Source organism: Massilia sp. DJPM01, from assembly GCF_030348125.1.
Lineage (GTDB): Bacteria > Pseudomonadota > Gammaproteobacteria > Burkholderiales > Burkholderiaceae_D > Telluria_A > Telluria_A frigida.
Genome location: NZ_JAQOZV010000002.1, coordinates 208929 through 235246, shown reverse-complemented (window position 1 = coordinate 235246; position 26318 = coordinate 208929). Strand labels below are relative to the sequence as shown.

Below are 26318 nucleotides of genomic sequence, written 5' to 3'. Positions count from 1 at the left end.
GGAAAACCGACAGGCGGGACGCGGATTAATCTTTACGAGGAGAAATAAAAGCCTTGTGAAACAGATGTCTTGTTAATAATAGCGGTGGCATGCGCAGCCAGTTTCCCCGGATATACAATAAAAAGCGCGCGGCGCCGCTCCAGCGGTCGGCGCAGCTGGGGTGCATGGGCAGCAGGGCGCGCAGGAACAGGCTGTCCATCAGGGCCAGCAGCGCCGTGCCGGGCCCGGCCGCGCGCGTGGCGGCCAGGACTGGTTCCGGCAGCGGCGTGTGCAGCAGGCGCGCGCAGTAGCGCAGGGCATAGAACAGGGGACGGCCCAGTTGCAGTTCGGCGGCGCGCGCCGGCAGCGCATCCCAGAAACCGGGCGTGCCGCCCAGGCTCGCCAGCAGGCGGTGCAGGTCGAGCAGGTCGCGCAGGCCGTGGTCGAACTCGCCGTCGTAGAACAGGTGCACGGCGCTGTGCAGCACCATGTCGGCCGGGGCCAGCACCTGCACTGGCGCCTGGCCCGCTGGCGCTGCGGCGGGCAGGGCCACGGCGGCGGCGCGCAGCCTGGCCGGATCGGGCCGCACGCGTGCCGTTTCCGGCAAGATCGCGTGGTGCACATCGATCACGCTGGCGCGCCGCGCATGCTTCATCGGCGGCAATTCGTGCATCCAGGTACGGTAATAGCGCTGGTCGTAAGCGTCTTGCGCCACCGTGGACCAGCCGTGCAGCATCAGCGCCGCCTCCACCTGGGCCAGGCGGTCCTTGGGCACCAGGATGTCGATGTCGGAAAACAGCCGTCCGCGCGCCGCCGCCAAGCCCGCCATGGCGTAGGCGCCGCCCTTGAGCAGGATCAGCGGCACGCCGCTGCCGGCCAGCGCCGCGCCGATCTGCGCCACTTCGAAGCGCACCGCGTTGGCGTGGCGTTCGGCATGCACGCCGGCCCAGTCGAGGTGGCGGCGGGCCTGGGCCGGAATCGCGCCGGCCACGCCGTGTTCGTCGAGCAAGCCGTGCAGGCTGGCTTCCAGGCGGGCGCTGGCGGCCTGGCGCAGCAGCAAGTCCCATTCGGCCAGGCTCAGGGCCGCGCCGCGCGCGGGGTCGCGCAACAGTTGCAGCAGCAGCGGTACGGCGATCGGGGTGAGGCGCGCGGCCGCCATCAGGGTGTGCCCGCCAGTTGCTCGAACACGGCCACTGCCTCGTCCAGCGCGCTGTAAGTGAAATCGATGCAGCGCGTGCGCGCCACCAGATCGCCCAGGGTGGCAAAGCCGCGCGCGCCCAGCACGCTGTAGTTAAAGCCGTTTTCGGCCACGCGCATGAAGGCGCGCGCCGGCGCCACCTCCAGCAAGGTCGTGGCCGCGCCCGCTGAATACTTTGGAAACACGATCCAGCCCGGGCGCGCCAGTTCGGCGGCGCGCGCGATGCTGGCGGCCGGCGCCTTCAGGTGCGCCACCGTGCCCTTGGTGGTGTCGGGTACGGGGCGGCTGATGACGGCGTCCGGCTGGTAGCGCCGCATCACCTCGATCGAGCCGTTTTTCAGGCTGATCGGGCGCGGCAGCGGCGCCAGCAAGCCATCCTCGGGCCGCACCAGCGCCAGTTCGTCCGACAGCAGGCGCCAGCCGCGGCTGACCAGGGCCGCGCACAGGGTGCTCTTGCCGGAACCGGGCGGGGCCGGCAGGATGGCGGCGCGTCCCTGCTTTTCGACCACGGCCGCGTGCAGGATCAGATAGCCGTGGGCGCGGCTCGACACGCACCAGTTCATGCCCCACTCGAACATGGGAAACGCTTGCGCGGCCGGCAGCGGCAGGAAGGGCACCATGCCATCGTAGACGAAGCGCGCCAGCGGCTTGTACCAGCGCCGCAGCGAGGGCGGCGGCGCGACGTCGACGTGGAAGTCGGCAAAGCCATTGTTTTCCAGCAGGGGATAGTCGCCGTACAGCAGGTGCAAGCCATCGGCCACGCTGGCGAAGGGACTGTGCACGCGGGTCACGAAGGCGCCGGTTTGCAGGTCGATGCTGCCGTCGCGCAAGCGGCGGCCCAGTTCGGCGCGGCTGAGCGCGCTCAGAGTCGTCATGGATGCGCGGCGATCAGGGCGATGCCCGCCAGCTGGTCGAGCAGGGCTTGCAGCGCGCCATCGGCATCCTCCTCGTCCGCGGCGCCCAGGGCCAGGCGCAGCGCCGCCACGCTGTGCGCGCCGGCGCGCACCGCCAGCAGCACTGCCAGGGCATCGGCGTCGAGCAGATGGGTGTCGCCGCTGAGGTCGTTAAACAGGACCGCTTCCTGGTCCCAGCTGCGGTAGCGCAGGGATTGGCCGGGAAGGACGTGCCAGGACAGGGCGGGCGGCATGAGGTCGGAAAGGCGGGCGCGCGTGGCGCCGGCGCCGTGCAGGCTAGTGATGGAAGGTGGTTTTCAGGTAAGCGACGATATCGTCGCCATACCATTTGACGCCCGCCGTCGGTGCGTAATAGCCCAGCTTGCCACCACCGGTGGTCTGGTACTCGCGCCAGATGTTGCGCAACTGCGCTTCGGTCAGCACGGTCGAGCGTCCAGTCAGGATGTTCAGGTAGGCGGCGAGCACATGGCTGGCCACATTGTGCGGATCGATATCCTCGCTCTTGAACGGCCCCTTGCCGTCAAGCGCGTTCTTGTTGCCGTTGCTGGTGAACACATCCATCAGCGCCAGGTTGCCCAGCGCGGTCTGGTTGGCGTTGACCGGGAAGATATCCTTGAAGGTGCGGCTTGACGTCGCCGTCGGGCTGGCCGGCCAGCCGGATGGGTTGTTGGCGTAAAAGCCCGGCGAATTGCCGCCGCAGGTCAGGGGATTGTCAGGCCGGTGGCTCGATTGCAAGCCGTTCGACAGCGAGCCGGACGGCGAGGCGCAGGTGGTGGCGGCCATGCCGGGCTGGCTGGCCAGGGTCATCAGGACCCCGGAGACGCCCAGGCTTGTCCGCGTGAAGCGGCGTCGCGCGCTGCCCGTTGCCGACAAGCCCGCTTGCGGCTGGGCTGGTTCGCCGCTGGGGCGGTCCTGTTGCTGATTGGTAGTCACGTCAGTTTCCTCGAATTGAACGGCATCGTCAGGCGATGCCCCGTCAGGCGTGCACGATGCCAGGGCAATCAATGCAATTTCCATACCATCGCCGCGCAGCGCTACAAAAATATGATGTAGATCAAAGGCTTGACGACTGGGTGTGTTAGCGGTCCAGCCATCGTGCGGTCCAGCCTGTAAAAAAACCCGACATACTGTCTTCTGCGCAAGTATTCCACGACTTGCACGCCTTGTCGACCTTTAGAAGAAGCTTTCCGGAATCACCAGCACGTCGCCCGGACGCATGTAGATATTCGCCGAAATATCGCCCTGCTTGATCAGGTCGTTCAAGCGCACCGCCAGTTTTTCCGACTTGCCATCGATCTTGCGGATGATGATGGCCTTGTTGCCCGAAGCAAATTCGGTGACGCCGCCGACCGCGATCAGCACATCCATCAGCGACATGTCGCGCCGGTACGCCAGCGCTTGTGGACGGGCGGCCTGGCCGATCACGCGGATCTGCTCGCTGTAATTGCCGACGAAACTGGTCACGATCACCGTCACCACCGGTTGCTGGATGTATTTTTCCAGCGCTTTTTCGATATCGCGCGCCAGGGTGGTCGAGGTCTTGCCGCTGGCCTGCAAGTCTTCCACCAGCGGGGTGGTGATCTTGCCGTCCGGACGCACCGGCACCGAGGTCGACACTTCCGGATTGCGCCACACCACGATATTGACGCTATCGCCCGGGCCGATCAGGTATTCCTGGGTGCTGGCGGGCAGGGGATCGGGTACCACGGTCGAGACCGGGGATGCGCAGCCGCCCAGCAACAGTGCGGACAGCGCCAGTGCGCTGCCGCCCAGCCATGTCATCGTATGCGATTTGAAGGTGTTCACCTGGTTTCCTTTATGCGGACAGCGCCCGAATTGAAATACTGTAATGCAATTTTAATTACAACAGTTTCTATTTTAGCATGAAGTTTTTTAAGCGAAAGGGTGGCCGCGATTTTTGTTCTTCACGGTGTTGTTTGTTGTAACAAGGCACGCACATGGCTGACCGGGATCGCATAGCTGATCCCGCTCGGATTGGTGATCGCGTTTTCCTTCAAGCCCTTGACGAATACCATGTTCAGCACCGCCAGCACCGTGCCGGTATCGGGATCGTAGACCGGGCTGCCGCTGTTGCCGGGGTAGGCCGTGCCGTCGAGCTGGTAGATGGGGGCGGGCGCGCGCGCCAGTTGCGCAATCGCGCGCGCATCGAGCTTGCGCGAACTGACCGAGGGCATCACCAGCGGGGTGATGGCCGACAGCATGGCGCGGTGGGTGACCGGATGCAAGCCGAGCACCATGCCGAGCGGAAAACCGGTGAACGCCAGCGCCTGGCCTTCCTCGACGTTGGCGCCATCGCCCAGGCGCAGGGCCGGCATGGGCGAGCCCGCCAGGCGCAAGTGGGCCAGGTCGTGCAGGCGGTCGAGCGCGGCCAGCTTGGCCGGACGGAAATCGACCTTGTCGCCGCGGGCGATGACGATGCCCAGCGTTTCATTGTGCTCGCTGTCGAGCGTCTCGGGAATGGCGTGCGCATTGGTGACCACGCTCAAGCCGTCGCCGGTGACAAAACCGGTGGCCGCGAACACGATCGCCGGGCTGCGGGTGGGCTGGTAAGTGCCGATCCCGACCACGGAAGGCTTGACCGACTGGATCACCTGGCCGAAGCTGGCGCAAGGCGCCGGCCCGCTGGCCGCCAGGGATAAAACGGCCGCGGCAGCGACGCTGCTTGATGCGCGCAAAAGGAGGGAAGTAGCCATGCGCCGACAGTACCCGATTGGCGTCGCGGCAACAACTAGTTTCATTCACGCAAAGCCGTCAATGATGGCCGCTTCGCCACTGTTGTAATTTCAGCTTCGCGGCCACGTTTTCTTTAGTTTTTTGCCTATCAATGTGCGAAACTCTTTGCGAGGGGCAACAGGATTAGTCGACTTGTCATGGAATACACGAGTAATGCCGTAAACAATTGTTGAACGTATACTAGCGTTAGCGAATTTACTATCAGCAAGCATCGGATTCCTGTATCATATGATTATTAATCAATGCCTTGGGGTAATTTATTGACGCGCTTGCTGAGCTGTCGCAATGAATTGCTTTTTGTGCATCCGACAACACTTTGGCTGGCGCTTTGCGGCACCGGGCGCCCCGCGTTCGTCCGCGGAGCTGGCGGCCTGGGCCACCCTTGCGGGACGCCCTTTATTGGCGAGATTGACGCGATGGCAGAACTGCAGGCCCTACTGACGAACTTCCTGAAAGCGATCTGGAAATACCGCTGGTATGCGGTCGTCATTTCCTGGATCGTGGCCCTGGTCGGCTGGGCGGTGGTGTACCGGCTCCCCAACGAATACCAAGCCTCGGCGCGCGTCTACGTCGACACCCAGAGCATCCTGCAACCATTGCTGTCCGGCATGACCACCGTGCCGAACGTCGACCAGCAGGTGGCCTTTATGCGGCGCACCCTGATCAGCCGTCCCAACGTCGAGCGCGTCATGCGCATGGTCGACCTCGACATCAAGGCCTCCACTCCCAAGGAAAACGAAAAGCTGGTGGATGACCTGATGGCGCAGATCAGCATCGGCGGCACCGAGCGCGACGACATTTACACGATCTCGTACAAGAATTCCAATCCCAAACTGGGCAAGGATATCGTGCAATCGCTGCTGACCATTTTCGTCGAAGGCAGTTTTGGCGGCAAGAAGCAGGATTCCGAAAAAGCCGTGCAATTCATCGACGACCAGATCAAGAATTACGAAGAAAAACTGGTCCAGGCCGAAAACGCGCTCAAGGAATTCAAGATCAAGCACCTGGGCATGCTGCCGCGTGGTGGCGGCGGCGACTTTACCGCCAACATGACCCAGATCGAAGACTTGCTCAACCAGGCGCGCCTGGAACTGACCGAAGCCGAGCAGGCGCGCAATGCCATCAAGCGCCAGATCGCCGGCGAGGAACCGGCCCCGCTGACCGCGCCCGAAGCATCAACCGTGGCCAACCCCGAACTCGACGCCCGCATCGCCGCGCTCAACAAGAACCTGGACAGCCTGCGCATGCAGTACACCGACGCCCATCCGGACATCGTCTCGGCACGGCGCCTGATCGCCCAGCTGGAAGCGCGCAAGCTCGACGAAGCCAAGCGCAACAAGCGCAACAACGACCCCGGCGCCAACTACAGCCCCATGCTGCAGCAAATGAACGTGGCCCTGTCGGTGGAAGAAGCGCGGGTGGCCTCGCTCAAGGCCCGCGTGGCCGAATACGGATCGCGCGCGGCGCGCCTGCGCGCGCAGAGCAGCAACGCGCCCGAAGTCGAGGCCCAGCTGGCCCAGCTCAACCGCGATTACCTGATCAACAAGGAAAACTACGAAAAGCTGGTTGGCCGGCGCGAAGCGGCCAAGCTCTCGGGCGACCTCAGTTCGGCCACCGACATGCTGACCTTCCGCGTGATCGACCCGCCGACCGTGCCGTCGACGCCATCGGGCCCGAACCGCCACCGCCTGTTCTCGTTCGTGTTCGCCGGCGCGCTGCTGGCCGGCCTCGGCGTCGCCTTCCTGATGAGCCAACTGCGCCCGACCTTCATGAGCCAGGGCACCCTGCGCGACGTCACCGGCATTCCTATCCTGGGCAGCATCAGCATGAACTGGACCAACGAACAAAAGGTCATGCGCACCAAGCGCCTGTACGCCTTCGGCGCGGCGGTGATCGTCCTGTTCGGGGCCTACGGCGGCGTGATGGCGGCCCTGTTTGTACGACCGCTGCTCTGATGCGGCCTTCACTGGAGAGAACAGCGTGAGCATTATCGAAAAAGCGGCCAGCCGCATCGAACACAAGAAGGGCGAGCCGCAGGACGCGCCGCCCGCGCCGGCAGCCGCGCACCCGGCCGCCCCGGTCGCCGCCGCCATCGCCGAGGCACCTGCCGCCGCACCGGTGCACGCGCCTACCGCCGTGCCTACCGCTGTGCCTACCGCCGTGCCTACCGCCGTGCCGCGCCGCACCAGCAACCACGTCGAACTCGACCTCGAACGCATGCACGCCATCGGCCTGGTGACGGCCGCCGGCGGGCGCACCACCCTGGTCGAGGACTTCCGCATCATCAAGCGGCCCTTGCTCAAGCGCGCGTTCGCGGCGCGCGGGCCCGGCGAAAAGCCGGGCAACCTGATCATGGTCACCAGTTCCCTGCCGGGCGAAGGCAAGACCTTTTGCTCGATCAACCTGGCCATGAGCATCGCCATGGAACTGGACCACACGGTACTGCTGATCGACGCCGACGTGGCCCGTCCCTCGGTACTGCGCACGCTTGGCCTGCCGGCCCACCGCGGCCTGATGGACATCCTGCTCGACGACAAGCTCGACATGGCCGACGTCATGTTGCGCACCAACGTGAACACCCTGAGCATCCTGCCGGCCGGCAGCAACAACCCGCGCGCCACCGAACTGCTGGCCAGCCAGGCGATGAGCACCTTCGTCTACGAAATCGCCAACCGCTACCCCGACCGTATCGTCATTTTCGATTCGCCGCCGCTGCTGCTTACCAGCGAAGCGCACGTGCTGGCCAGCCACATGGGCCAGATCGCGCTGGTGGTCGAAGCCGAGGGCACGACCCAGCACGCGGTCAAGGAATCGCTGCGCCAGCTGGAGGGCTGCAGCAATGTGAACCTGATCTACAACAAGACGCGCGAATTCCCCGGCACCGAAACGTATGACTACCACTATGGCTAAGCGTGCGTCCGGACGCCGCCGCGCCGTCGTCGTTCCCGCGGCGCTGGCGGCCCTGCTGGCCGCGCCATCGAGCCGCGCCGAGTGGAAGTTCACGCCCACGGTCGACCTGCGCGAGACGTACACCGACAACGTGGCGCTCACCCGCGCCGACGAGGCCAAAAGCCGCTTCGTGACGGAACTGACGCCCGGCTTCAGCCTGTTGAACAAGGGCCCGCGCCTGAACCTGTTTGCCAACTACAAGCTGCACTACTACGCGTTCGACGACAACGACGTGGAAGGCGTGCGCCACGCCCAGTCGCAGCTGCGCGCGGCGGCCAAGGCCACCGTCATCGGCGACCTGCTGTTTCTCGACGCCGACGGCGCCATCGGCCAGCAAGCCGTATCGGCCTTCGGCCCGCAGGTCAACAGCAACGGCTACGCGAGCGCCAACCGCGCCAACGTCAAGACCTGGCGCATCAGCCCCTACCTGCTGCACCGCTTCGGCAGCAGCGCCACGGCGGCGGTGCGCTACACCCACGATTCGGTCGACGCCGGGCGCATCGGCTTTGGCGACAGCAGCAGCGAGGTGCTGACCATGAACCTGAACAGCGGGCGCACCTTCCGCCGCGTCGGCTGGGGCGTGCAGTACAGCGGCCAGCGCGTGGACGACAGCATCGCGCCCAAGTCGAACGTCAAGATGGTGAGCGCGAACGCGCGCTACCGCCTGGGCCAGGAGTTCAACCTGACCGCCAGCGCCGGCTACGACGAATACGATTATCAGTCGGGCGGCGAGCCGACCAAGGGCCGCTTCTGGCAAGGCGGCATCGAATGGACCCCGACCTCGCGCACCAGCCTCGTGGCCGGCGGCGGCAAGCGTTACTACGGCAATACCTACAACCTGCGGGCGCTGCACCGCAGCCGCCGCACGGTGTGGAGCATCAACTACAGCGATTCGGTGACCACCACCCGCTCGCAGCTGCTGCTGCCGGCTACCATCGACACCGCCTCGATGCTGGACCGCCTGTTCACCGCGCAGATTCCCGACCCGGCCAAGCGCGCGCAGGCGGTCGACGCCTACATCCGCTCCACCGGCCTGCCGTCCGCGCTGGCCGACAGCATCAACTACTTCAGCAACCGCTACATCTTGCAGAAGCAGTTCCAGGCCTCGGTCGCGCTCAACACGGCGCGCACCACCTTGATACTGAGCGGTTTTGACAACCGGCGCGAAGGCCTGTCGCTGATCCAGACCGACAGCCTGCTCACCGGCCCTGCCAGCGCGCGCATCAACGACGACACCACCCAGCGCGGCGGCAGCGCGCTGTGGAACATGCGCCTGACCTCGCGCAGCGGGATCAACGCCTCGTGGACCACCTCGCGCACGCAATCGCATGCCACCGGTTTGTCGAGTAAGAATGCAGCCTTGCGACTGGCCGTGACGCGCCAGTTTTCGCCCAAAGTGCGGGGCGCCTTCGAGGCGCGCCGCGTGTCCGGTACCACGACCGACCAGGTCGCGTCGTACCGCGAGAACGCCTTAACGGCCTCTCTGTCCTTGCAGTTCTAGCGGAAATCGAGTCAGCGATGTATGAAACTTATTATGGGCTGAGCGACAAGCCCTTCCGGCTGCGGCCGGACCCCCATTTTTTCTTTGCCAGCAAAGGCCACAAGCGCGCCATGGCCTACCTCGAGTACGGCCTGTCGCATGGCGAAGGCTTCATTGTCATCACGGGTGAAGTCGGCGCCGGCAAGACCACCCTGGTGCGCAACCTGTTCAAGCAAATGCCGTCCGAGCAGATCGTGGCCGCCCACATCGTCAACACCCATCTCGATGCGGACGACACCCTGCGCACCGTGGTCGCCGCCTTCGGCCTGCCGTACGAAAACGCCAGCAAGACCGCGCTGCTGGAGCGTCTCGAACAATTCCTGCGCGCCTGCGACCAGGATGGCAAGCGCGCCTTGCTGGTGGTCGACGAAGCGCAGAACCTGACCCCGCGCGCGGTCGAGGAATTGCGCATGCTGTCGAACTTCCAGACCGACGACAAGTCGCTGCTGCAAACCTTCCTGCTCGGCCAGCCGGAGTTTCGCACCACCTTGCACAGCGCCGGCATGCAGCAGCTGCGCCAGCGCATCACGGCCAGCTATCACCTGGGGCCCATGGATGGGCCGGAAACCCAGGCCTACGTCGAGCACCGCCTGCATACGGTCGGATGGAAGGACGATCCCTCGTTTTCCCCCGGCGCGCACGCGGCCATCTTCGACTACAGCGGCGGCATTCCGAGGAAGACCAACGCCCTGTGCGACCGCCTGCTGCTGATGGGCTACCTGGAAGAGATGCACTCCTTTACCGAAGCCGATGTGAATGAAGTGGTGCGCGACATCCGCCAGGAATACGAACTGCCGCCCGAAGCGGTGCGCGAGCAGGCTGCCGCCGCCCTGCGCGGCGTGGCCTCGATCGGCACCCTGGACAACCCGGGCTACCTCGACGAGCGCATTCTCAAGATGGAAAAGTCGATGGCCTCGGTGCTGGCGATCCTTAAAAAAGTCGTCAGCACATTGCCGGCGCTGTCCCACCCCGCGCCGGATCACCACACCACGGACCATCACGAATGAACGACCGCCTGCATCCCGCCGCCATGCCGCGCGCGCTCGGCCAACCGATCCGCAATGCGATGACGATCGATGTCGAGGATTACTTCCAGGTGTCGGCTTTTGCGCCCATCATCGCGCGCGAGTCCTGGCCTGCGCGCGAATGCCGGGTCGAAGCGAACGTCGAACGCATCCTGGCGATCCTGGCCGACGGCGGCGTGCACGCCACCTTCTTCACGCTGGGCTGGATCGCCGAACGCTATCCCGACATGGTGCGCCGCATCGTCGCCGGCGGCCACGAACTGGCCAGCCACGGCTACGGCCACCTGCGCGCGTCCGACCAGACCCGCGCCGAATTCGCCGACGACGTCGGGCGCAGCAAGGCCCTGCTGGAAGACATCGGCGGCCAGGCCGTGCTGGGCTACCGCGCGCCGAGTTTTTCGATCGGCAGCGCCAACCTGTGGGCACTCGACGTGCTGCACGACGCCGGCTACCGCTACAGCTCCAGCATCTACCCGATCCAGCACGACCACTACGGCATGCCGGACGCGCCGCGTTTCGCCTTCTATCCGAACGGACCGGATGGCCTGCTGGAAGTGCCGATCACCACCGCCATGCTGGGCCAACGCAAGCTGCCGGCCGGCGGCGGCGGCTACTTCCGCCTGCTGCCTTACAGCCTGTCGCGCTGGATGATGCGGCGCGTGAACAGCGACGACGGCCAGCCGGCGATCTTCTACTTCCATCCATGGGAGCTCGATCCCGGCCAGCCGCGCCCTGAAGGGGCCAGCCTGAAAACCCGTTTCCGCCATTACGTCAACCTGCAACGCATGGAAGGGCGCATCAAGCAGCTCACGCGCGATTTTGCCTGGGACCGCATGGACCGTATTTTCTTAGGGACTAAATGAGTTCAAACACCGACGCCGTGCAGGACCGCCCCGCCACCGCCAGCACCGCCGCCACCGTGCACCTCCTGCGCGCCGGCGACACGCGCGACATGGCGCGCTGGGACGCCTTCGTGGCCGCCTGTCCGGAAGCGACCTTCTTCCACCGCGCCGGCTGGCAAACCATCATCGGCCGCGTGTATGGCCACAAGACCTGGTTCTACTACGTGGAGCAGGATGGCCAGATCGTCGGCGTGCTGCCGCTGGCCGAGATCAAGAGCCGCCTGTTCGGGCATTCGCTCGGATCGCTGCCGTTCTGCGTGCTCGGTGGCGTGGCCGCGACACTTGATGCCGCCCGTCCGCTGCTCGACGCCGCCGCCGACAAGCTGGCCGCGCAGCTCAAGGTCGGCCATCTGGAATACCGCAACCTGCTGCCGGCGCACACGGGCGACCCGGCCTGGCACCAGAAGGAACTGTACGTCACCTTCCGCAAGGCGATTAGCGCCGACGACGACGAGAACATGAACGCCATCCCGCGCAAGCAGCGCGCCATGGTGCGCAAGGGGATCAAGTGCGGCTTGAGCGCGGAAATCGACCAGGGCGTGGACCGCTTCTTCATCGCCTACGCCACCAGCGTGCACCGCCTGGGCACGCCGGTGTTCCCGAAAAAATACTTCGCCGTGATCAAGGAAGTCTTTGGCGAAGAATGCGAAATCCGCATCATCGTCAAGGATGGCGCGATCGTGGCCGGGGTGCTGAGCTTTTACTTTCGCGACGAAGTGCTGCCTTACTACGGCGGCGGCATGCCGGCCGCGCGCGAATTCGCCGGCAATGACTTCATGTACTGGAACCTGATGCAGGCCGCTAGCGCGCGCGGCGCCCGCATCTTCGACTTCGGCCGCAGCAAGCTCGGTACCGGCGCCTTCGACTTCAAGAAGAACTGGGGCTTTTCGCCGACGCCGCTGGCCTACGAATACCGCCTGTACGAGTCGACCGAACTGCCCGACAACAACCCGCTCAATCCCAAGTACCAGCTGTTCATCAAGCTGTGGAAAAAGATGCCGCTGGCGCTGGCCAATCTCCTCGGCCCGCACATCGTCAAGAGCCTGGGCTGAGCGTGGACGACCTGCTGCTGCTGATCCACCGGATTCCCTACCCGCCCAACAAGGGCGACAAGATCCGTTCGTATCATCTGCTCAAGCACCTGGCGCGCCACTACCGGGTGCACCTGGGGACCTTTGTCGACGACCCCGACGACTGGCAGCACCTGCCGCGCGTGCAGGCCCTGTGCGCATCAAGCCACTTCGCGCGCCTGGACCCGACCCGGGCGCGCGCGCGCAGCCTGGGCGCGCTGCTGGCCAACCGCTCGCTCTCGCTCGACTACTACCGCGACAAGGGCATGCGCGAGTGGGTCGCTGCCACCATGGCGGCCAACAAGGTCGAACGCATCCTGGTGTTTTCCTCGGCCATGGCGCAGTATGCCGAGCCGTATCCGCAGGCACGCCGCGTGGTCGATTTTTGCGATGTCGATTCGGACAAGTGGCGCCAGTACGCCGCGCAGAAATCCTGGCCCATGAGCATGCTGTATGCGCACGAAGCGCGCCAGCTGCTGCGCTACGAGCGCAAGGTGGCCTCCGAGTGCGCGGCCGCGCTGTTCGTGTCGGCGCCGGAAGCGGCGCTGTTTCGCCAGCTCGCGCCCGAAAGCGCCGAGCGCACCGGTTTTTTCAATAACGGCGTCGATACCGACTACTTCACGCCGCACGCCGACTATCCGAATCCCTTCATCGCCGGCCAGCAGGCGCTGGTGTTTTGCGGCGCCATGGATTACTGGCCGAACGTGGACGCGGTGACCTGGTTCGCGCGCGAGATTTTCCCGGCCGTGCTGGCGCGCCATCCGGCGGCGCAATTCGTCATCGTCGGCGCCCGCCCCGCGCCGGAAGTGCTGCAACTGGCCGCGCTGCCCGGCGTGTCCGTCACCGGCACCGTGCCCGATGTGCGCCCGTACGTCGCGCACGCGGCCCTGTGCGTGGCGCCGCTGCGGATCGCGCGCGGCATCCAGAACAAGGTGCTGGAGGCCATGTCGATGGCCAAGACGGTGGTGGTCTCGCCGCAGGCGCTCGAAGGCATCGCCGCCGAGCCGGGACGCGACCTGCTGCTGGCCGCGGACGCGCCGCAGTTTGTTGCTGCCATCGGCCAGGCCCTGGATGCGGCGCGCCCCGCGATGGGCCGCGCCGCGCGCCACGCCGTCGAAACCCAGTATGGCTGGTCCAGCAACCTGGCGCCGGTTGTCTCCCTGTTAGAACAGATGTCCGTCGAAAGCGCATAGTGGAACAAGGCATGACCCTCAACCCGGCGCGCCCGGCCCAGTCCTATTTGCCGCAATTGCTCCTGATCGGCGCCGTGCTGCTGTTTCCCTTCCTCGCCTACTTCGAGACGGCGGCCTCGATCGTCGGCATCTGGGACAGCTCCGGCACTTTTGCGCACGGCTATGTGATCCTGCCGATCAGTCTCTGGCTGATCTGGGGCCGGCGCGACGCGCTGCGCGCCATGCCGGTGCGGCCGTGGTGGCCCGCGCTTGTCCTGCTGGCTGGCTGCGGCGCCGCCTGGCTGCTCGGCGAAATGGGCGAAGTGCAGATCGTGCGCCACTACGCCTTTGTCGCCATGCTGCCTTTGAGCGCGCTGGCGATCCTCGGTTTGCCGATTGCGCGCAGCCTGGCCTTTCCGCTGGCGTTCATGTTGTTCGCGGTGCCCTTCGGCGATGTGTTCATCGAACCGCTGATCGGCATGACCGCCAACTTCACGGTCGACGCCCTGATCGCCACCGGCATTCCGGTTTTCCGCGAAGGGAACAACTTCAGTATCCCGACCGGCAACTGGTCGGTGGTGGAAGCCTGCAGCGGCGTGCGCTACCTGATTTCATCGGTGACGCTCGGCTGCCTGTACGCCTACCTGACCTACCGCACCACCTGGCGCCGCGCGCTGTTCATCGCCGCCTCGATCATCGTGCCGATCTTCGCCAACGGCGCGCGCGCCTACCTGATCGTGATGATCGGCCACCTGAGCGGCATGACCCTGGCGGTCGGCTTCGATCACCTGATTTACGGCTGGGTGTTCTTCGGCTTCGTGATGTTCCTGCTGTTCTGGATCGGCGCCATCTGGCGCGAAGATATCGCTCCCGCCGCCGATGCGGCCGCGGCGCCGGCCGTGCCGGATGCACCGCCGGCGCCGTTGAACAAGCTGCTGCCAGCCGCGCTGGCGGTCATCGCCTGCGTCGGCATCTGGCCCGCTTATAACTACTACCTGGAAAAGACCGAGCCGGCGCCGGCGCCCGTGGTGCTGACCGAAGTGGCTACCAGTGCGCCGCGCGGCCCCGCCTTTGTCGACTGGACCCCGGCCTTCCCGACCGCGAGCGCCGAACTGCAGCAGTTCCACGCGCCGGATGGCCAGCCGGTCGGCTTCAAGCTGCTGTACTACCGCAAGCCGCCCGAAGGCACCAAGCTCATTTCCACCACCAACCGCCTGTCGCCGGTCAAGGACCCTGTGTGGCGCACCATCACCACCGTCGTGCGCGACGAAGCGATCGGTGCGCGCGGCCTGCGCCTGCGCGAGAGCAGCATGTCCGGCCCGAGCGGCAAGATGCTGGTGTGGCACTGGTACTGGATCGACGGCAGCACCACCAGCAACGACTACGCCGGCAAGCTGCTGCAAATCCGCCAGAAGCTGCTGCATGCCAGCGACGACGGCGCCGCCGTGATGATTTTCGCGCCGTACGATGAAAATCCGGAACCGGCGCGGGTGGCGATGCGCGCCTTCCTCAAGGGCGACCTGGCCGCCATCGAGGCCGCGCTGGCGGCCAACACGAGGCATTGATGACCGACATTCCCCTCGTCGTCCACCTGATCTACCGGCTCGATTTCGGCGGCCTGGAGACCTTGCTCGTCGAGCGCATCAACCGCATGCCGGCCGCGCACTACCGCCACGCGGTGGTGTGCCTGACCGATTACACGGCGTTCGCCGACAAGATCACCAAGCCCGGCGTGGAACTGTTCGCCCTGCACAAGCAGCCCGGTTTGTCGCTCGGCACCCACGGCGCACTGTGGAAGCTGCTGCGCCGCCTGTGCCCGGCCATCCTGCATACTTACAACCTGTCGGCGCTCGAATACGCGCCGGCCGCCATGCTGGCCGGGGTCCCGGTGCGCATCAACGGTTTGCACGGGCGCGACGCGGGCGATCCGCAAGGACGCAACCGCAAGCACAACATGCTGCGCCGCCTGATGCTGCCGTTTTACGATTGCTGCTACGCCAATTCGGCCGACATGCTGGCCTGGAACCGCAGCGTGATCGGCGTGGCCAGGAACAAGAGCCGCTTGCTGGCCAACGGCATCGACGCCGACAAATTCCATCCGCAAGGCGGAGCGCTGCGCCAGTCCGGGCCGGAGACGATTGTCATCGGCACCGTCGGCCGTATCCAGGATGTGAAGGACCATGCGACGCTCCTGCGCGCCTTTGTGTTGCTGCACGCGCGCCTGCCGCAGGTGCGCCTGGCGATTGTCGGCGGCGGCCCGCTGCTGGCGGCCTTGCAGGCCCAGGCCGAACAGGCCGGCGTGGCGCATGCGGTCTGGCTGCCCGGTGCGCGCCTTGAAGTGGCCGACATTTTGCGTGGTTTCGACATCTTCGCGCTGTCCTCGATTGCCGAAGGCACGCCCGGTTCGGCGCTGGAAGCGATGGCGAGCGGCCTGCCGGTGGTCGGCACCCGCGTCGGCGGGGTGCCGGAAGTCGTCGCCGATGGCGTGACGGGCGCGCTGGTGCCGCCGTCGGACCCGCTTGCGATGGCCGCTGCGCTGGAGCGCTACGTGATGGACGCCGCACTGCGGCTGGAGCACGGCACGGCCGGACGCGCGCGGGTCGAGCGCCACTACAACATGGCGGCCATGGTGGCCGCTTACGAATCTTTGTACGACACCTTGTGCGAACATAAAAAACTATTCAGGAAGAGTGCGAAATCATGTGTGGAATAGTCGGCATTTTTGATACGCGCGGCGCGCGCGAGATCGACCCGGCGCTGGTCAAGCGCATGAACGAAACCCAGCACCACCGCGGTCCGGACGAAGGCGACGTGTACACCGAGCCTGGCGTGGGATTCGGCCACCGCCGCCTGTCGGTGATCGATATCCTGAGCGGCCAGCAGCCGATGTTCAACGCCGAAGGCAACGTCGGGGTGGTCTTCAACGGCGAAATCTACAACTATCCCGAGCTGACCGAGGAACTGCAAAAACTCGGCTACGTGTTCCGCACCAAGAGCGACACCGAAACCATCGTGCACGCCTGGTCGGCCTGGGGCGAGGAGTGCGTGCAGCACTTTCGCGGCATGTTCGCCATCGCCGTGTGGGACAGGGTCAAGCAGACCATGTTCATGGCGCGCGACCGCCTTGGCGTCAAACCGTTTTACTACGCGGTGCTGCCGGACGGGATGTTCATCTTCGGCTCCGAACTCAAATCGCTGCGCGCCCACCCCGGCCTGCCGCGCGCAATCGACCCGCGCGCCGTGGAAGACTACTTCGCCTACGGCTACGTGCCGGAACCGAAAACCATCTACAGCAGCGCCTTCAAGCTCTCGCCCGGTTTTTGCCTGACTGTGAATATCGGCCAGCCGATACCGCAGCCGCGCCAGTTCTGGGACGTGCCGTTCAAGCTGCATGGCGCCATGACACAGCGCGACGCCGAAGGGGAACTGGTGGTGCGCCTGCGCGAAGCGGTCAAGATCCGCCTCAAGGCCGAAGTGCCGCTGGGCGCCTTTTTGTCGGGCGGCGTCGATTCGAGCGCCATCGTGGCCATGATGGCCGGCCTGATGAAGGACCCGGTCAACACCTGTTCGATCGCCTTCAACGACAAGGCCTTCGACGAGTCGGAATACGCCGAACAGGTGGCGCGCCAGTACAAGACGCACCACCATACCGAAACCGTCGACACCGACGATTACGCGCTGCTCGACACCCTGGCCGACCTGTACGACGAGCCGTATGCCGACAGCTCCGCCATCCCGACCTACCGCGTGTGCCAGCTGGCGAGGAAACGCGTGACGGTGGCGCTGTCGGGCGACGGCGGCGACGAAAACCTGGCTGGTTACCGCCGCTACCGCTACGCCATGGCGGAAGACAGCGTGCGTTCGCGCCTGCCGACCGGCCTGCGCAAGCTGGTTTTCGGCCCGCTCGGAAAATACTATCCCAAGGCCGACTGGGCGCCGCGCATGTTCCGCGCCAAGACGACCTTTGAAGCGCTCGCGCGCGACCTGGTCGAGGGCTACTTCCATGGCGTATCGATCATGTCCGACGCCATGCGCGCGCAGTTGTTCACCCCCAGCTTCCACAAGCAGTTGCAGGGCTACCGCGCAATCGACGTGATGCAGGGCCACGCCGCCAGGTCGCCGACCGACGATCCGCTGTCGATGATCCAGTACCTCGACATGAAGACCTACCTGCCGGGCGACATTTTGACCAAGGTCGATCGCGCCAGCATGGCGCATGCGCTGGAAGTGCGCGTGCCGCTGCTGGACCACAAGCTGGTGGAATGGATTTCGGGCCTGCCGTCCGACATGAAGCTACACGGCGGCGAGGGCAAGTACATTTTCAAGAAAAGCCTGGAGCAGTACCTGCCCGAAGATATTTTGTACCGCAAGAAGATGGGCTTCGCGGTGCCGCTGGCCGGGTGGTTCCGTGGCCCGCTGCGCCAGCGCGTGCGCGATTCGCTGCTTGGCGAAACGCTCAAGGACACCGGCATCTTCAACATCGATTACCTGACCGAGATGGTCGAGCAGCACGAGTCGGGCCGGCGCGATTACAGCGCCCCGATCTGGACCCTGCTGATGTTCGAAGCCTTTTTGCGCAAAGAGCTGCTGGGAGCGGGGGCATGACGGAGGCAGCGGCGCCATTGCGCATTCTCCATGTACTGGACCACTCCATTCCGCTCCACAGCGGCTACACCTTCCGCACGCGCGCGATCCTGAACGAGCAGCGCGCGCTGGGCTGGGACACTTTTCACGTCACCAGTCCCAAGCAGGGCATGACCCAGGCCGCGTTCGAGCACGTCGACGGCCTCGATTTCTTCCGCACTGCGGCGGCCGGCGGCCCCCTATCGCGCCTGCCGGTGTTCAACCAGGTCGCGGTCATCGACGTGCTGGAAGACCGCCTGCTCAACGTCGCGCGCGAGGTCAAGCCGGACGTGCTGCACGCGCATTCGCCGGCCTTGAATGCCGTCGCCGCGCTTCGCGTGGGGCGCCGCCTCGGCATTCCGGTGGTGTACGAAATCCGCGCTTTCTGGGAAGACGCCGCCGTCGATCACGGCACCAGCCGCGAATGGGGCCTGCGCTACCGCATGACGCGCGCGCTGGAAACGTATGCGTTGAAACGGGTCGATGCCGCCACCACCATCTGCGAAGGCTTGCGCGCCGAAATCGTCGGACGCGGCATCCCGGCCGAAAAAATCACCGTGATCCCGAACGCGGTCGACGTGGCCGATTTCAGTGTCGACGGCGCGCGCGACGAAGCGCTGGCCTTGCGCCTGCACCTCGACGGCAAGTCGGTGCTCGGCTTCATCGGCTCGTTCTATGCCTACGAAGGCCTGGACGTGCTGCTGCGCGCGCTGCCGGCCATGCTGGCGGCAAACCCCGAGATCCGCGTGCTGCTCGTTGGCGGCGGTCCGCAGGACGCCGCGCTCAAGGCATTGGCCAGGCAACTGGGCGTGGCCGATCAGGTGGTGTTCACCGGCCGGGTGCCGCACGACCAGGTGCAGCGCTATTACAACCTGGTCGACGTGCTGGTGTATCCGCGCCTGAAAATGCGCCTGACCGATCTGGTGACGCCATTGAAACCGCTCGAAGCGATGGCCCAGGGCCGCCTGCTGGCCGCCTCCGACGTGGGCGGCCACCGCGAACTGATCGACGATGGCCAGACCGGCATCCTGTTCGCCGCCGGCGACCCGGCCGCGCTGGCGCACAAGGTGTTGGCCCTGCTGGGCGCGCCGGAACGCTGGGCCGCGCTGCGCGCCAACGGCCGCGCTTTTGTGGAGCGCGAGCGCACCTGGACCGCCAGCGTGGCGCGCTACAAAGCGGTGTATGGCTCGCTTAAATGAAGATCCTGACCTTCACGACCCTGTTCCCGAACCAGGTCAAGCCGAACCACGCCATTTTTGTCGAGACGCGCCTGCGCCACCTGGTCGCCAGCGGCCAGGTGGAGGCGCGCGTGGTGGCGCCGGTGCCGTGGTTTCCGTTCACGGCCAAGCGCTTTGGCCAGTACGGCGACTTCGCGCGCGTGCCCGCTAGTGAAGAGCGCTTCGGCTTGCCGGTGCTGCACCCGCGCTATCCGGTTATCCCGAAGATCGGCATGAACTTCACGCCGGCGCTGCTGGCCAACGCGGCCAAGGCCACGGTCGGCCGCATGCTCGATGAAGGCTACGACTTCGACCTGATCGACGCCCACTATTTTTATCCCGATGGCGTGGCGGCGGTCAAGCTGGGCAAGCATTTCAACAAGCCGGTGGTGATCACCGCGCGCGGCTCGGACATCAGCCTGATTCCGAATTTTTCCAAACCGCGCAAGATGATCCAGTGGGCCGCCGCCAACGCCGCCGCCGTCATCACCGTGTGCGACGCGCTCAAGACGGAGCTGGTGCAGCTGGGCGCCGACCCGGCCAGCATTACGCCGCTGCGCAACGGCGTGGACTTGCAGCGCTTCCGCCAGGGTGACCGCGCCGGCTTGCGCCGCGAGCTCGGGCTCGATGGCTTTGCCCTGCTGTCGGTCGGTCACCTGGTTGAACTCAAGGGCCACGACCTGGCCATCGGCGCGCTGCCACTGTTAGCGGGCGTGACCTTGCTGATCGCCGGCAGCGGCGTCGAACTGCCACGCTTGCAGGCGCTGGCGCGCGAATTGAAGGTCGAGCAGCGCGTGCGCTTTTTGGGCGCGGTGCCGCAGCCCGAGCTGCCGCGTTACTACGGCGCGGCCGATGCGCTGGTGCTGGCGTCGAGCCGCGAAGGCTGGGCCAATGTGCTGCTCGAATCGATGGCCTGCGGGACGCCCGTGGTGGCCAGCTGCGTGTGGGGCACGCCGGAAGTGGTGGCCGCGCCGGCCGCCGGGGTGCTGATGGGGGAACGCAGCCGCCAGGGCGTGGCCGACGCCGTGCAGGCCCTGCGCGCCGATTATCCGGCGCATGACGACACGCGCCGCTACGCCGAGCAGTTCAGCTGGGACAGCACCACTGCCGGCCAACTGCGCATTTTTAACGCGATTTTGGGGAAATAGCCATGCCTCACGCATCCACGCCGCTGGTGTCCGTCGTCATCCCCTGCTACAACGCGCAGCGCTACATCGGCGCGACCATCGCGTCGGTGCTGGCGCAAAAGGAGGTGGCGCTGGAAATCATCGTGGTCGACGATGGTTCGCGCGACGGCTCGGTGGCATTGGTGCGCAAGGGTTTTCCGGCGGTGCGCGTCGTCGAACAGGCCAACGCCGGCGTGGCGGCCGCGCGCAATGCCGGCATCGCCGCCGCGCGGGGCGAGTGGATCGCCTTTATCGACGCCGACGACATCTGGCTGCCCGGTAAACTGGCGGCCCAGCTGGCGCGGATGGCGGCGCTGCCCGATTGCCGCATGAGCTACACCGCCTGGAAGGTGTGGCCGAGCGACGTGCCGCAGCCGCCGCCCGACTACCTGGCGCGCCTGCAGGACGAGGCGATGGATAGCGCGCGCTGGGCCGGCGCGAGCGGCTGGATCTATCCGCAACTGCTGCTCGACTGCGTGGTGTGGACCTCCACGGTGCTGATGCGGCGCACCCTGCTGGCGGAATTGAACGGCTTCGACACCACCCTGCGCCTCGGCGAAGATTACGACCTGTGGCTGCGCGCTTCGCGCGTGACGCCGATTGAGCGCGTGGCGCGGCCCTACGCCCTGTACCGCATTCACCCGGCCAGCATCACCAAGGCCACGCCGGCCGAGAACTACCGCGCGCGCGTGATCGGCCAGGCGCTGGGCCGCTGGGGCCTGGCCTCGCCCGACGGGCGCATGGGCGACGCGCCGGCGGTGCGGCGCATGCTGGCCAAAAGCTGGAGTGACTTCGCCGGCGCGCATCTGCAAGCGCGCAACCTGGGCCAGGCGCGGCGCGCCGGCTGGACCGCCCTGCGCACCGACCCCACCCACGTCCCGGCGTGGAAAGTGCTGGTCAAGACGGGCCTCAAGGCGCTGTCGCCATCAAAGGAAAAAGCATGATGAACATTGGACTGGTGGCACGCTGCCTCAATACCGAACACATTCGCGGCATGGGCAAGTACGTGTACGAGTTGCTGAGCCACTCGAAGAACCATCCCGAGATGCACTGGCGCCTGTTCGGCGACGATGACCGCCACGGCATGGTCACGCCGCCCGGCGCCAACCTGGAAACCGATGTGTTCAGCTTTCGCGGCGACCGCTTCCGCGCCTGGGAGCAGCTCGGCCTGCCGCTGCGCCTGCGCAAACTCGATATCGACCTGCTGCACGCGACCGAAGGCGCCTTGTCGCTGTGGCAGCCGAAACCCACGGTGGTGACCCTGCACGATACGCTGGCCTGGGAAGAACGCCCCGACACGCTCGGCGCGCGCCTGTACTGGGACCACACGATTCCGGCGGCCCTGAAAAAGTGCGCGCACGTCATCACCATCAGCGAATGCTCGCGCACCGACATCCTGGCGCGCTGGCCGTGGCTGGAACCGAAGCTGACGGTGATCCCGCACGGGATCGACGAAGCCTATTTCACTAATGAGCAAAGCGAGATGCACGCGGAACTGGCGCAAAGAATCGGCAACGCGCCTTACGCCGTCTACCTGGGCGGGCCGATGAAGCGCAAGCGCCCCGAGTGGGCGATGGAAGTGATCGCCGCCAGCCGCCAGAAAGACCTGAAACTGGTCATCTGCGGTTTCGGCGCCGCCGCCCGCCGCAGCGCCATGGCCGAACTGCCGCCGCATCTGCAGGGCCGCGTGCTCTTCGCCGAATTCTTGTCCGACGCCGAACTGCGCGCCCTGTACCGGGGCGCCCAGGCGGTGCTGTACCCGACCCTGTACGAAGGCTTCGGCTTTCCCGCACTGGAAGCGCAGGCGGCCGGCGTGCCGGTCATCTTCAGCGCCCTCGGTAGCCTGAAAGAGCTGATTGGCCCGCTGGCGATGGTGGTGCCGCCGCACGATCTTGACGCCTGGGTTTCAGCCCTGGGGCGCGCCGGCAGCCTGGGCGAGCAGCGCGCGCCGATGGTCGCCGCCGCAGCCGCGTGGGTGCGCAAGTTCGCCTGGTCCGAGAGTTTCGCCAGCCACCTGGCCGTGTATCGCAAAGTGCGTGGCTGAACGATGAAGAGAGTGCTGGTCATCGCCTATTTGTATCCGCCGATCTTCAATTCGGGGACGCGCCGCAGCCTGGAGTTCGTCAATCACTTGCCGGACCATGGCTGGACCCCGACCGTACTGACGCTCGAGAACCCCGATCCCAAGGATTGCGACGCTTCGCTGCTGGACGAAGTGCGCACTGGCACCCGCATCGAGCGCGCACCCTTGTGGACCCGCCACATGGCGCCCAGGATCGCGGCAAGATTGGCCAGCGTGATCGACCCGCAACGGCTGGCCGGCGCCATCGAGTGGCGCGTGCGCCGTCTCTGGAACGTGCCGGACGAATGCGCCAGCTGGATTCCCATGGCGGTCGAGCATGCCGTGCGCCTGCATGCGGCGCAACCCTTCGACGCCATCTACGCCACCGGCTGGCCGTGGTCGTCTTTCCTGGTCGCCGAAAAAGTCAGCCGGCGCACCGGCGTGCCCTTCGTGGTCGATTACCGCGACTTGTGGAAGCCGGCCGAGGTGGAATGGGACAAGACCACCTGGCTGCAACGCCGCCTGAACCCGGGCCTGGAGCGGCGCGTGCTGCGCGCCGCGTCCGGCGTGATCGCCACCACTGAATCGTTCCTGGGCCTGTTGCCGCAGGAGCTGCTGCCGAAGAACCGCTTCTTTATTACCAACGGCTTCGATGAAGACGACTTCCCGGCCGCCGCGCCGGCGCCAAAGGACGATCGCGTTCGCGTCGTCTACACCGGCGTCTGGCGCCCCGGTTACGGCCCGGACGACCTGTACGCTGCGGTGCGGCGGCTCAAGGAGCGTGGCGCACCAAATCTGGCACGCCTGAACATCGTGACGGCCGGTTACGCGCCCGGTCCCGCGCGCGAGTACGGCATCGAGGATATCGTCGAGGAACGCGGGCGCGTGCAGCACGCCGAAGCGACCGCGCTCATGACCGGCGCCAGCGTCCTGTACCTGCCGGTCTCGAAAGGCGTCTACGAGCACGCCAGCATGCCCGGCAAGCTGTTCGAATACCTGGGCAGCGGGCGGCCGATCCTGGCGTCGGCGCAGCCGGTCAGCGAAGTGGCCAAGACCCTCACCCAGGTCGGCGGCGCGCGCCGCGCCGATCCGGGCGATGTGGCGGGACTGGCCGATATCCTGGCCAGCCTGTGCGCGAGCGGCCCGGGTGCGACCTTCTCGCCGCGCATTCCGAGCGAACTGGCGATGTACACACGCGCGAATCTGACCGGCAAACTGGCGCTCGCCCTCGACGCGATCGTGCAACGGCCACGGAGCGCCGCATGAGTACCGTGCGCCGCGCGATGGCGTTTTCGTTCCTGGAGAGTTATCTCGGCATCGCCCTGAACCTGGTGTCCTTCGTGCTGCTGGCGCGCTTGCTCACGCCCAAGCAGGTGGGCCTGTTTTCGGTGGCGCTGGCGATCATCAGCGTCACCCAGGTGATCCGCGATTTCGGGCTGGTTAATTTCCTGATCCAGAAAAAGGACCTGACCGGCGACTACATCGCCAGCGCCTGGGGCATGGCCCTGATCCTCGGTTCCAGCCTGTTCCTGCTGATTCAACTGGGCGCGCCGCTGATCGGCGCCTTCTATCATGAAGACAGCCTGACCACCATCGCCCGCATCGTGGCGCTCAACTTCCTGATCCTGCCCTTCAATTCGGTGTGCCTGGCGCTGCTGCGCCGCGAACTCAATTTCAAGGCCGTGATGCGGATTAACCTGTCCGCCGCCGTGCTCTCGACCATCGCCACCCTGCTGATGGCGTGGCAGGGTGCGGGCGCGTATGCGCTGGCCTGCGGCGCCGTGTTGAACAACGCGATCATCGCGGCCGGCATCTGGCACGTGGGCGCGGCGGCGCGCCTGCTGCGGCCCGCGCTCACCAAGTGGCGCGAGATCATGAAGTTCGGCGGGCCGCTGACGGTGGCCAACGTGATCACCTCGATCACGATGGACATCAACGATCTGGCGGTCGGCAAGATCATGGGCTTTTCGGCCGTGGCCATCGCCAGCCGCGCGCAGGGCTTGATGAACCTGTTCCACCGCGACTTCATGGGCGCGGTGCGCAATGTGGCCTATCCGGCGTTCTCGAAAGCGGTGCGCAACGGCGACGCGCTGGAAGAAAAATACGTCGCCAGCGTCACCAACGTGACCGCCATCGCCTGGACCTTTTACGGCTTCGCGGCGCTATTCCCGCTCGAAGTGCTGCGCTTGATGTTCGGGCCGCAGTGGGACCAGTCGGCGCCGCTGGTGCCGTTCTTTTGCCTGGCCGGCGCCGCCAGCGCCATGATCAACCTGACCCCGACCGTGCTGCTGGCGGCCGGCCACTCGAAACTGGTGGCCACGGCCGAACTGGTGATCCAGCCGGTCAAGGCCATCGCCCTGTGCCTGGTGGTTTTCTATTACCGCAACCTGCAGTATTTCGCGGTCGGCTTCATGGTCATGGCCGTGGTCAGCGTGCCATACTGGTATGCGCTCAAGCAGCGCTGCCTGCCGACCGACTTTGGCGCGCTGCTGCGCAACGTGGGCATGAACCTGGCGCTCGCCGCCCTCAGTCTCGCACCGGCGCTGGCGCTGGTCACCTGGCTGCGTCCCGCCGGCCAGGCGCTCGGACACGCGGCCTTCTTTACCTGCGCCGGCGCCACCTGCCTGGCCTGGCCGCTGCTGCTGTGGGCTTTCCGTCATCCCCTGTACCGCGAGTTCCTGGCCATCGTCCAGGCGCGCCGCGCGGCGGCCGGCGCATGAGCGCGCCCGCTGCTCACCCGGCCTATGTGCCGGCGCTGGACGGCTGGCGCGGCATGGCCATCGGCCTGCTGCTGGTCGGGCACTTCATGCCGCTGCCGGGGATTAACCTGGGGCGGGTCGGCGTGAGCCTGTTTTTCGTGCTGTCCGGAATGCTGATGGCGCGGCTATTGTTTATCGATAAGGTGGCAATCGGCCATTTTTACCGGCGCCGTATTTCGCGCATTATGCCGGCCCACCTGGTATTCATGCTGCTCACTTCGCTCGCCTGGATGGCGCTCGGTTTGCCGATTACGTTGTCAGAGATATTACCACCGTTGTTTTTCTTTAATAATTACGTATTCAGCGGCGCGCTTCAATTCGGCCATATCTGGTCCTTGTCGGTCGAGGAACACAGTTATATCGCGCTGTCGCTGGTGGCCGTCGCGGTGCGCGCCTGGCGCCGCACGCCGCTGCTGATTCTGCTGCTGCTGGCGGCGGCCTGCGCGGCAATGATTATCCGCTATCAGCGCCTTTATCCGCCCGGAGCGGAACTGTATGCCCACATGCTGCATACCGAAACGGCCGCCTATGGCATTGTCATATCGGCTTTCTTGTGCGTGCTGTTTCACCGGCGCGGCGTGCCGCGCACCAATAGCGTGGTGGTGCCGCTGCTGCTCGGCGGCGGCGTGGCGCTGCACTGGTGGTCGGTGCCGCCGGCCATTGCCCAGGTTGCCGGGGTGGCCGCGTTCGCGCTGGCGGTCAACCTGCTGCCGCGCGCCGCCGCGCCGTTGCAGGCGCTGTTTGCCCTGCGTCCCCTGCGCCAACTGGGCTTGTGGTCGTTTTCGCTGTACCTGTGGCAGCAGCCGTTTTATGCGGCTTGCCTGAAAAAGGCATTGCCGCTGCCGCTCGCGCTGGCCGGTGCGGCGGCGCTCGGTATCGCCTCCTACTACCTGGTCGAAGGCCCGGCGCGCCGCTTCCTGAATGCGCGCTGGAGCCCCGCTCCTGCCGCCTGATACCGAAAACCGGTATCGCCGGCGGCCTGCCTGTT

General features: G+C 65.9%; 23 protein-coding genes. 17 read left to right on the top strand and 6 right to left on the bottom strand.

The window, feature by feature from the left end; translation table 11 throughout:
* Nucleotides 1–25 precede the first annotated feature (25 nt).
* The 6 genes from PO883_RS02470 to PO883_RS02445 form a co-directional block, all read right to left on the bottom strand.
* The gene (locus tag PO883_RS02470) at nt 26–1138 is read right to left on the bottom strand and encodes a nucleotidyltransferase family protein (protein WP_289308355.1); all 1113 of its coding nucleotides are present in this window, start codon (nt 1136–1138) and stop codon (nt 26–28) included.
* Nucleotides 1138–2052 (bottom strand): HprK-related kinase A, encoded by a 915-nt coding sequence (locus tag PO883_RS02465; protein ID WP_289308354.1) that lies wholly within the window; start codon nt 2050–2052, stop codon nt 1138–1140. Before PO883_RS02465 ends, PO883_RS02470 begins: the two co-directional genes overlap by 1 nt.
* Nucleotides 2049–2324 (bottom strand): HPr-rel-A system PqqD family peptide chaperone, encoded by a 276-nt coding sequence (locus PO883_RS02460; RefSeq protein WP_289308353.1) that lies wholly within the window; start codon nt 2322–2324, stop codon nt 2049–2051. The genes PO883_RS02465 and PO883_RS02460 overlap by 4 nt, the downstream gene beginning before the upstream one ends.
* 43 nt (nt 2325–2367) lie before the next feature.
* Nucleotides 2368–3024: a hypothetical protein gene (locus tag PO883_RS02455; RefSeq protein WP_289308352.1), complete on the bottom strand. Its 657-nt coding sequence runs from the start codon at nt 3022–3024 to the stop codon at nt 2368–2370.
* A 240-nt stretch (nt 3025–3264) separates the two neighbouring features.
* Entirely contained in the window at nt 3265–3873 is a 609-nt protein-coding gene (locus tag PO883_RS02450) for an XrtA/PEP-CTERM system exopolysaccharide export protein (RefSeq protein ID WP_167084665.1), read from the bottom strand.
* 143 nt (nt 3874–4016) lie between these two features.
* Complete coding sequence (locus PO883_RS02445) at nt 4017–4805, bottom strand: serine protease (protein ID WP_289308351.1); 789 nt, start codon at nt 4803–4805, stop codon at nt 4017–4019.
* A gap of 456 nt (nt 4806–5261) precedes the next feature.
* On the opposite strand from PO883_RS02445, the gene PO883_RS02440 reads away from it, so the two are divergent.
* Genes PO883_RS02440 through PO883_RS02360 form a run of 17 tightly spaced genes read left to right on the top strand, consistent with a single transcriptional unit; the run spans nt 5262 to nt 26283 of the window.
* Nucleotides 5262–6800 carry an XrtA system polysaccharide chain length determinant gene (locus tag PO883_RS02440; RefSeq protein ID WP_167084403.1) on the top strand — a complete coding sequence of 513 codons (1539 nt, stop codon included), beginning with the start codon at nt 5262–5264 and terminating at the stop codon, nt 6798–6800.
* 25 nt (nt 6801–6825) lie between these two features.
* Complete coding sequence (locus tag PO883_RS02435; RefSeq protein ID WP_289308350.1) at nt 6826–7755, top strand: XrtA-associated tyrosine autokinase; 930 nt, start codon at nt 6826–6828, stop codon at nt 7753–7755.
* A complete protein-coding gene (locus tag PO883_RS02430) occupies nt 7748–9295 on the top strand; it encodes a TIGR03016 family PEP-CTERM system-associated outer membrane protein (RefSeq protein ID WP_289308349.1) in 1548 nt (515 codons plus the stop codon). The genes PO883_RS02435 and PO883_RS02430 overlap by 8 nt, the downstream gene beginning before the upstream one ends.
* 17 nt (nt 9296–9312) lie before the next feature.
* Entirely contained in the window at nt 9313–10341 is a 1029-nt protein-coding gene (locus PO883_RS02425; RefSeq protein ID WP_289308348.1) for an XrtA/PEP-CTERM system-associated ATPase, read from the top strand.
* Nucleotides 10338–11222 (top strand): XrtA system polysaccharide deacetylase, encoded by an 885-nt coding sequence (locus PO883_RS02420; RefSeq protein WP_289308347.1) that lies wholly within the window; start codon nt 10338–10340, stop codon nt 11220–11222. Before PO883_RS02425 ends, PO883_RS02420 begins: the two co-directional genes overlap by 4 nt.
* A complete protein-coding gene (locus PO883_RS02415; protein ID WP_289308346.1) occupies nt 11219–12313 on the top strand; it encodes a FemAB family XrtA/PEP-CTERM system-associated protein in 1095 nt (364 codons plus the stop codon). Before PO883_RS02420 ends, PO883_RS02415 begins: the two co-directional genes overlap by 4 nt.
* Before the next feature lie 2 nt (nt 12314–12315).
* A complete protein-coding gene (locus PO883_RS02410) occupies nt 12316–13524 on the top strand; it encodes a TIGR03087 family PEP-CTERM/XrtA system glycosyltransferase (protein ID WP_289308345.1) in 1209 nt (402 codons plus the stop codon).
* Nucleotides 13525–13535: 11 nt separating this feature from the next.
* Nucleotides 13536–15068, top strand: coding sequence for an exosortase A (gene xrtA / locus PO883_RS02405; protein WP_289308344.1), 1533 nt, complete (start codon nt 13536–13538; stop codon nt 15066–15068).
* Entirely contained in the window at nt 15068–16216 is a 1149-nt protein-coding gene (locus PO883_RS02400; protein ID WP_289308343.1) for a TIGR03088 family PEP-CTERM/XrtA system glycosyltransferase, read from the top strand. The genes xrtA and PO883_RS02400 overlap by 1 nt, the downstream gene beginning before the upstream one ends.
* The gene (locus tag PO883_RS02395) at nt 16204–18108 is read left to right on the top strand and encodes an XrtA/PEP-CTERM system amidotransferase (protein ID WP_289308342.1); all 1905 of its coding nucleotides are present in this window, start codon (nt 16204–16206) and stop codon (nt 18106–18108) included. Before PO883_RS02400 ends, PO883_RS02395 begins: the two co-directional genes overlap by 13 nt.
* Before the next feature lie 17 nt (nt 18109–18125).
* Nucleotides 18126–19325, top strand: coding sequence for a TIGR04063 family PEP-CTERM/XrtA system glycosyltransferase (locus PO883_RS02390; protein WP_289308391.1), 1200 nt, complete (start codon nt 18126–18128; stop codon nt 19323–19325).
* Complete coding sequence (locus PO883_RS02385; protein ID WP_289308341.1) at nt 19322–20491, top strand: glycosyltransferase family 4 protein; 1170 nt, start codon at nt 19322–19324, stop codon at nt 20489–20491. Before PO883_RS02390 ends, PO883_RS02385 begins: the two co-directional genes overlap by 4 nt.
* Nucleotides 20492–20493: 2 nt before the next feature.
* Nucleotides 20494–21453 carry a glycosyltransferase gene (locus PO883_RS02380; RefSeq protein ID WP_289308340.1) on the top strand — a complete coding sequence of 320 codons (960 nt, stop codon included), beginning with the start codon at nt 20494–20496 and terminating at the stop codon, nt 21451–21453.
* A complete protein-coding gene (locus PO883_RS02375; protein WP_289308339.1) occupies nt 21450–22553 on the top strand; it encodes a glycosyltransferase family 1 protein in 1104 nt (367 codons plus the stop codon). The genes PO883_RS02380 and PO883_RS02375 overlap by 4 nt, the downstream gene beginning before the upstream one ends.
* 3 nt (nt 22554–22556) lie before the next feature.
* Nucleotides 22557–23837: a glycosyltransferase gene (locus PO883_RS02370; RefSeq protein WP_289308338.1), complete on the top strand. Its 1281-nt coding sequence runs from the start codon at nt 22557–22559 to the stop codon at nt 23835–23837.
* Complete coding sequence (locus PO883_RS02365; protein ID WP_289308337.1) at nt 23834–25291, top strand: lipopolysaccharide biosynthesis protein; 1458 nt, start codon at nt 23834–23836, stop codon at nt 25289–25291. The genes PO883_RS02370 and PO883_RS02365 overlap by 4 nt, the downstream gene beginning before the upstream one ends.
* On the top strand, nt 25288–26283 hold the full coding sequence (locus PO883_RS02360; RefSeq protein ID WP_289308336.1) for an acyltransferase: 996 nt from the start codon (nt 25288–25290) through the stop codon (nt 26281–26283). Before PO883_RS02365 ends, PO883_RS02360 begins: the two co-directional genes overlap by 4 nt.
* Nucleotides 26284–26318: the final 35 nt, after the last annotated feature.

What these genes read in the sequence shown, in the direction of transcription:
- PO883_RS02395 (WP_289308342.1), top strand. Translation starts at nt 16,204, where the DNA reads ATGTGTGGAATAGTCGGCATTTTTGATACGCGCGGCGCGCGCGAGATC.
- PO883_RS02415 (WP_289308346.1), top strand. Translation starts at nt 11,219, where the DNA reads ATGAGTTCAAACACCGACGCCGTGCAGGACCGCCCCGCCACCGCCAGC.
- PO883_RS02430 (WP_289308349.1), top strand. Translation starts at nt 7,748, where the DNA reads ATGGCTAAGCGTGCGTCCGGACGCCGCCGCGCCGTCGTCGTTCCCGCG.
- PO883_RS02440 (WP_167084403.1), top strand. Translation starts at nt 5,262, where the DNA reads ATGGCAGAACTGCAGGCCCTACTGACGAACTTCCTGAAAGCGATCTGG.
- PO883_RS02465 (WP_289308354.1), bottom strand. Translation starts at nt 2,052, where the DNA reads ATGACGACTCTGAGCGCGCTCAGCCGCGCCGAACTGGGCCGCCGCTTG.
- PO883_RS02370 (WP_289308338.1), top strand. Translation starts at nt 22,557, where the DNA reads ATGAAGAGAGTGCTGGTCATCGCCTATTTGTATCCGCCGATCTTCAAT.
- PO883_RS02400 (WP_289308343.1), top strand. Translation starts at nt 15,068, where the DNA reads ATGACCGACATTCCCCTCGTCGTCCACCTGATCTACCGGCTCGATTTC.
- PO883_RS02380 (WP_289308340.1), top strand. Translation starts at nt 20,494, where the DNA reads ATGCCTCACGCATCCACGCCGCTGGTGTCCGTCGTCATCCCCTGCTAC.
- PO883_RS02450 (WP_167084665.1), bottom strand. Translation starts at nt 3,873, where the DNA reads ATGACATGGCTGGGCGGCAGCGCACTGGCGCTGTCCGCACTGTTGCTG.
- PO883_RS02470 (WP_289308355.1), bottom strand. Translation starts at nt 1,138, where the DNA reads ATGGCGGCCGCGCGCCTCACCCCGATCGCCGTACCGCTGCTGCTGCAA.
- xrtA (WP_289308344.1), top strand. Translation starts at nt 13,536, where the DNA reads ATGACCCTCAACCCGGCGCGCCCGGCCCAGTCCTATTTGCCGCAATTG.
- PO883_RS02460 (WP_289308353.1), bottom strand. Translation starts at nt 2,324, where the DNA reads ATGCCGCCCGCCCTGTCCTGGCACGTCCTTCCCGGCCAATCCCTGCGC.
- PO883_RS02445 (WP_289308351.1), bottom strand. Translation starts at nt 4,805, where the DNA reads ATGGCTACTTCCCTCCTTTTGCGCGCATCAAGCAGCGTCGCTGCCGCG.
- PO883_RS02375 (WP_289308339.1), top strand. Translation starts at nt 21,450, where the DNA reads ATGATGAACATTGGACTGGTGGCACGCTGCCTCAATACCGAACACATT.
- PO883_RS02425 (WP_289308348.1), top strand. Translation starts at nt 9,313, where the DNA reads ATGTATGAAACTTATTATGGGCTGAGCGACAAGCCCTTCCGGCTGCGG.
- PO883_RS02360 (WP_289308336.1), top strand. Translation starts at nt 25,288, where the DNA reads ATGAGCGCGCCCGCTGCTCACCCGGCCTATGTGCCGGCGCTGGACGGC.
- PO883_RS02385 (WP_289308341.1), top strand. Translation starts at nt 19,322, where the DNA reads ATGAAGATCCTGACCTTCACGACCCTGTTCCCGAACCAGGTCAAGCCG.
- PO883_RS02365 (WP_289308337.1), top strand. Translation starts at nt 23,834, where the DNA reads ATGAGTACCGTGCGCCGCGCGATGGCGTTTTCGTTCCTGGAGAGTTAT.
- PO883_RS02420 (WP_289308347.1), top strand. Translation starts at nt 10,338, where the DNA reads ATGAACGACCGCCTGCATCCCGCCGCCATGCCGCGCGCGCTCGGCCAA.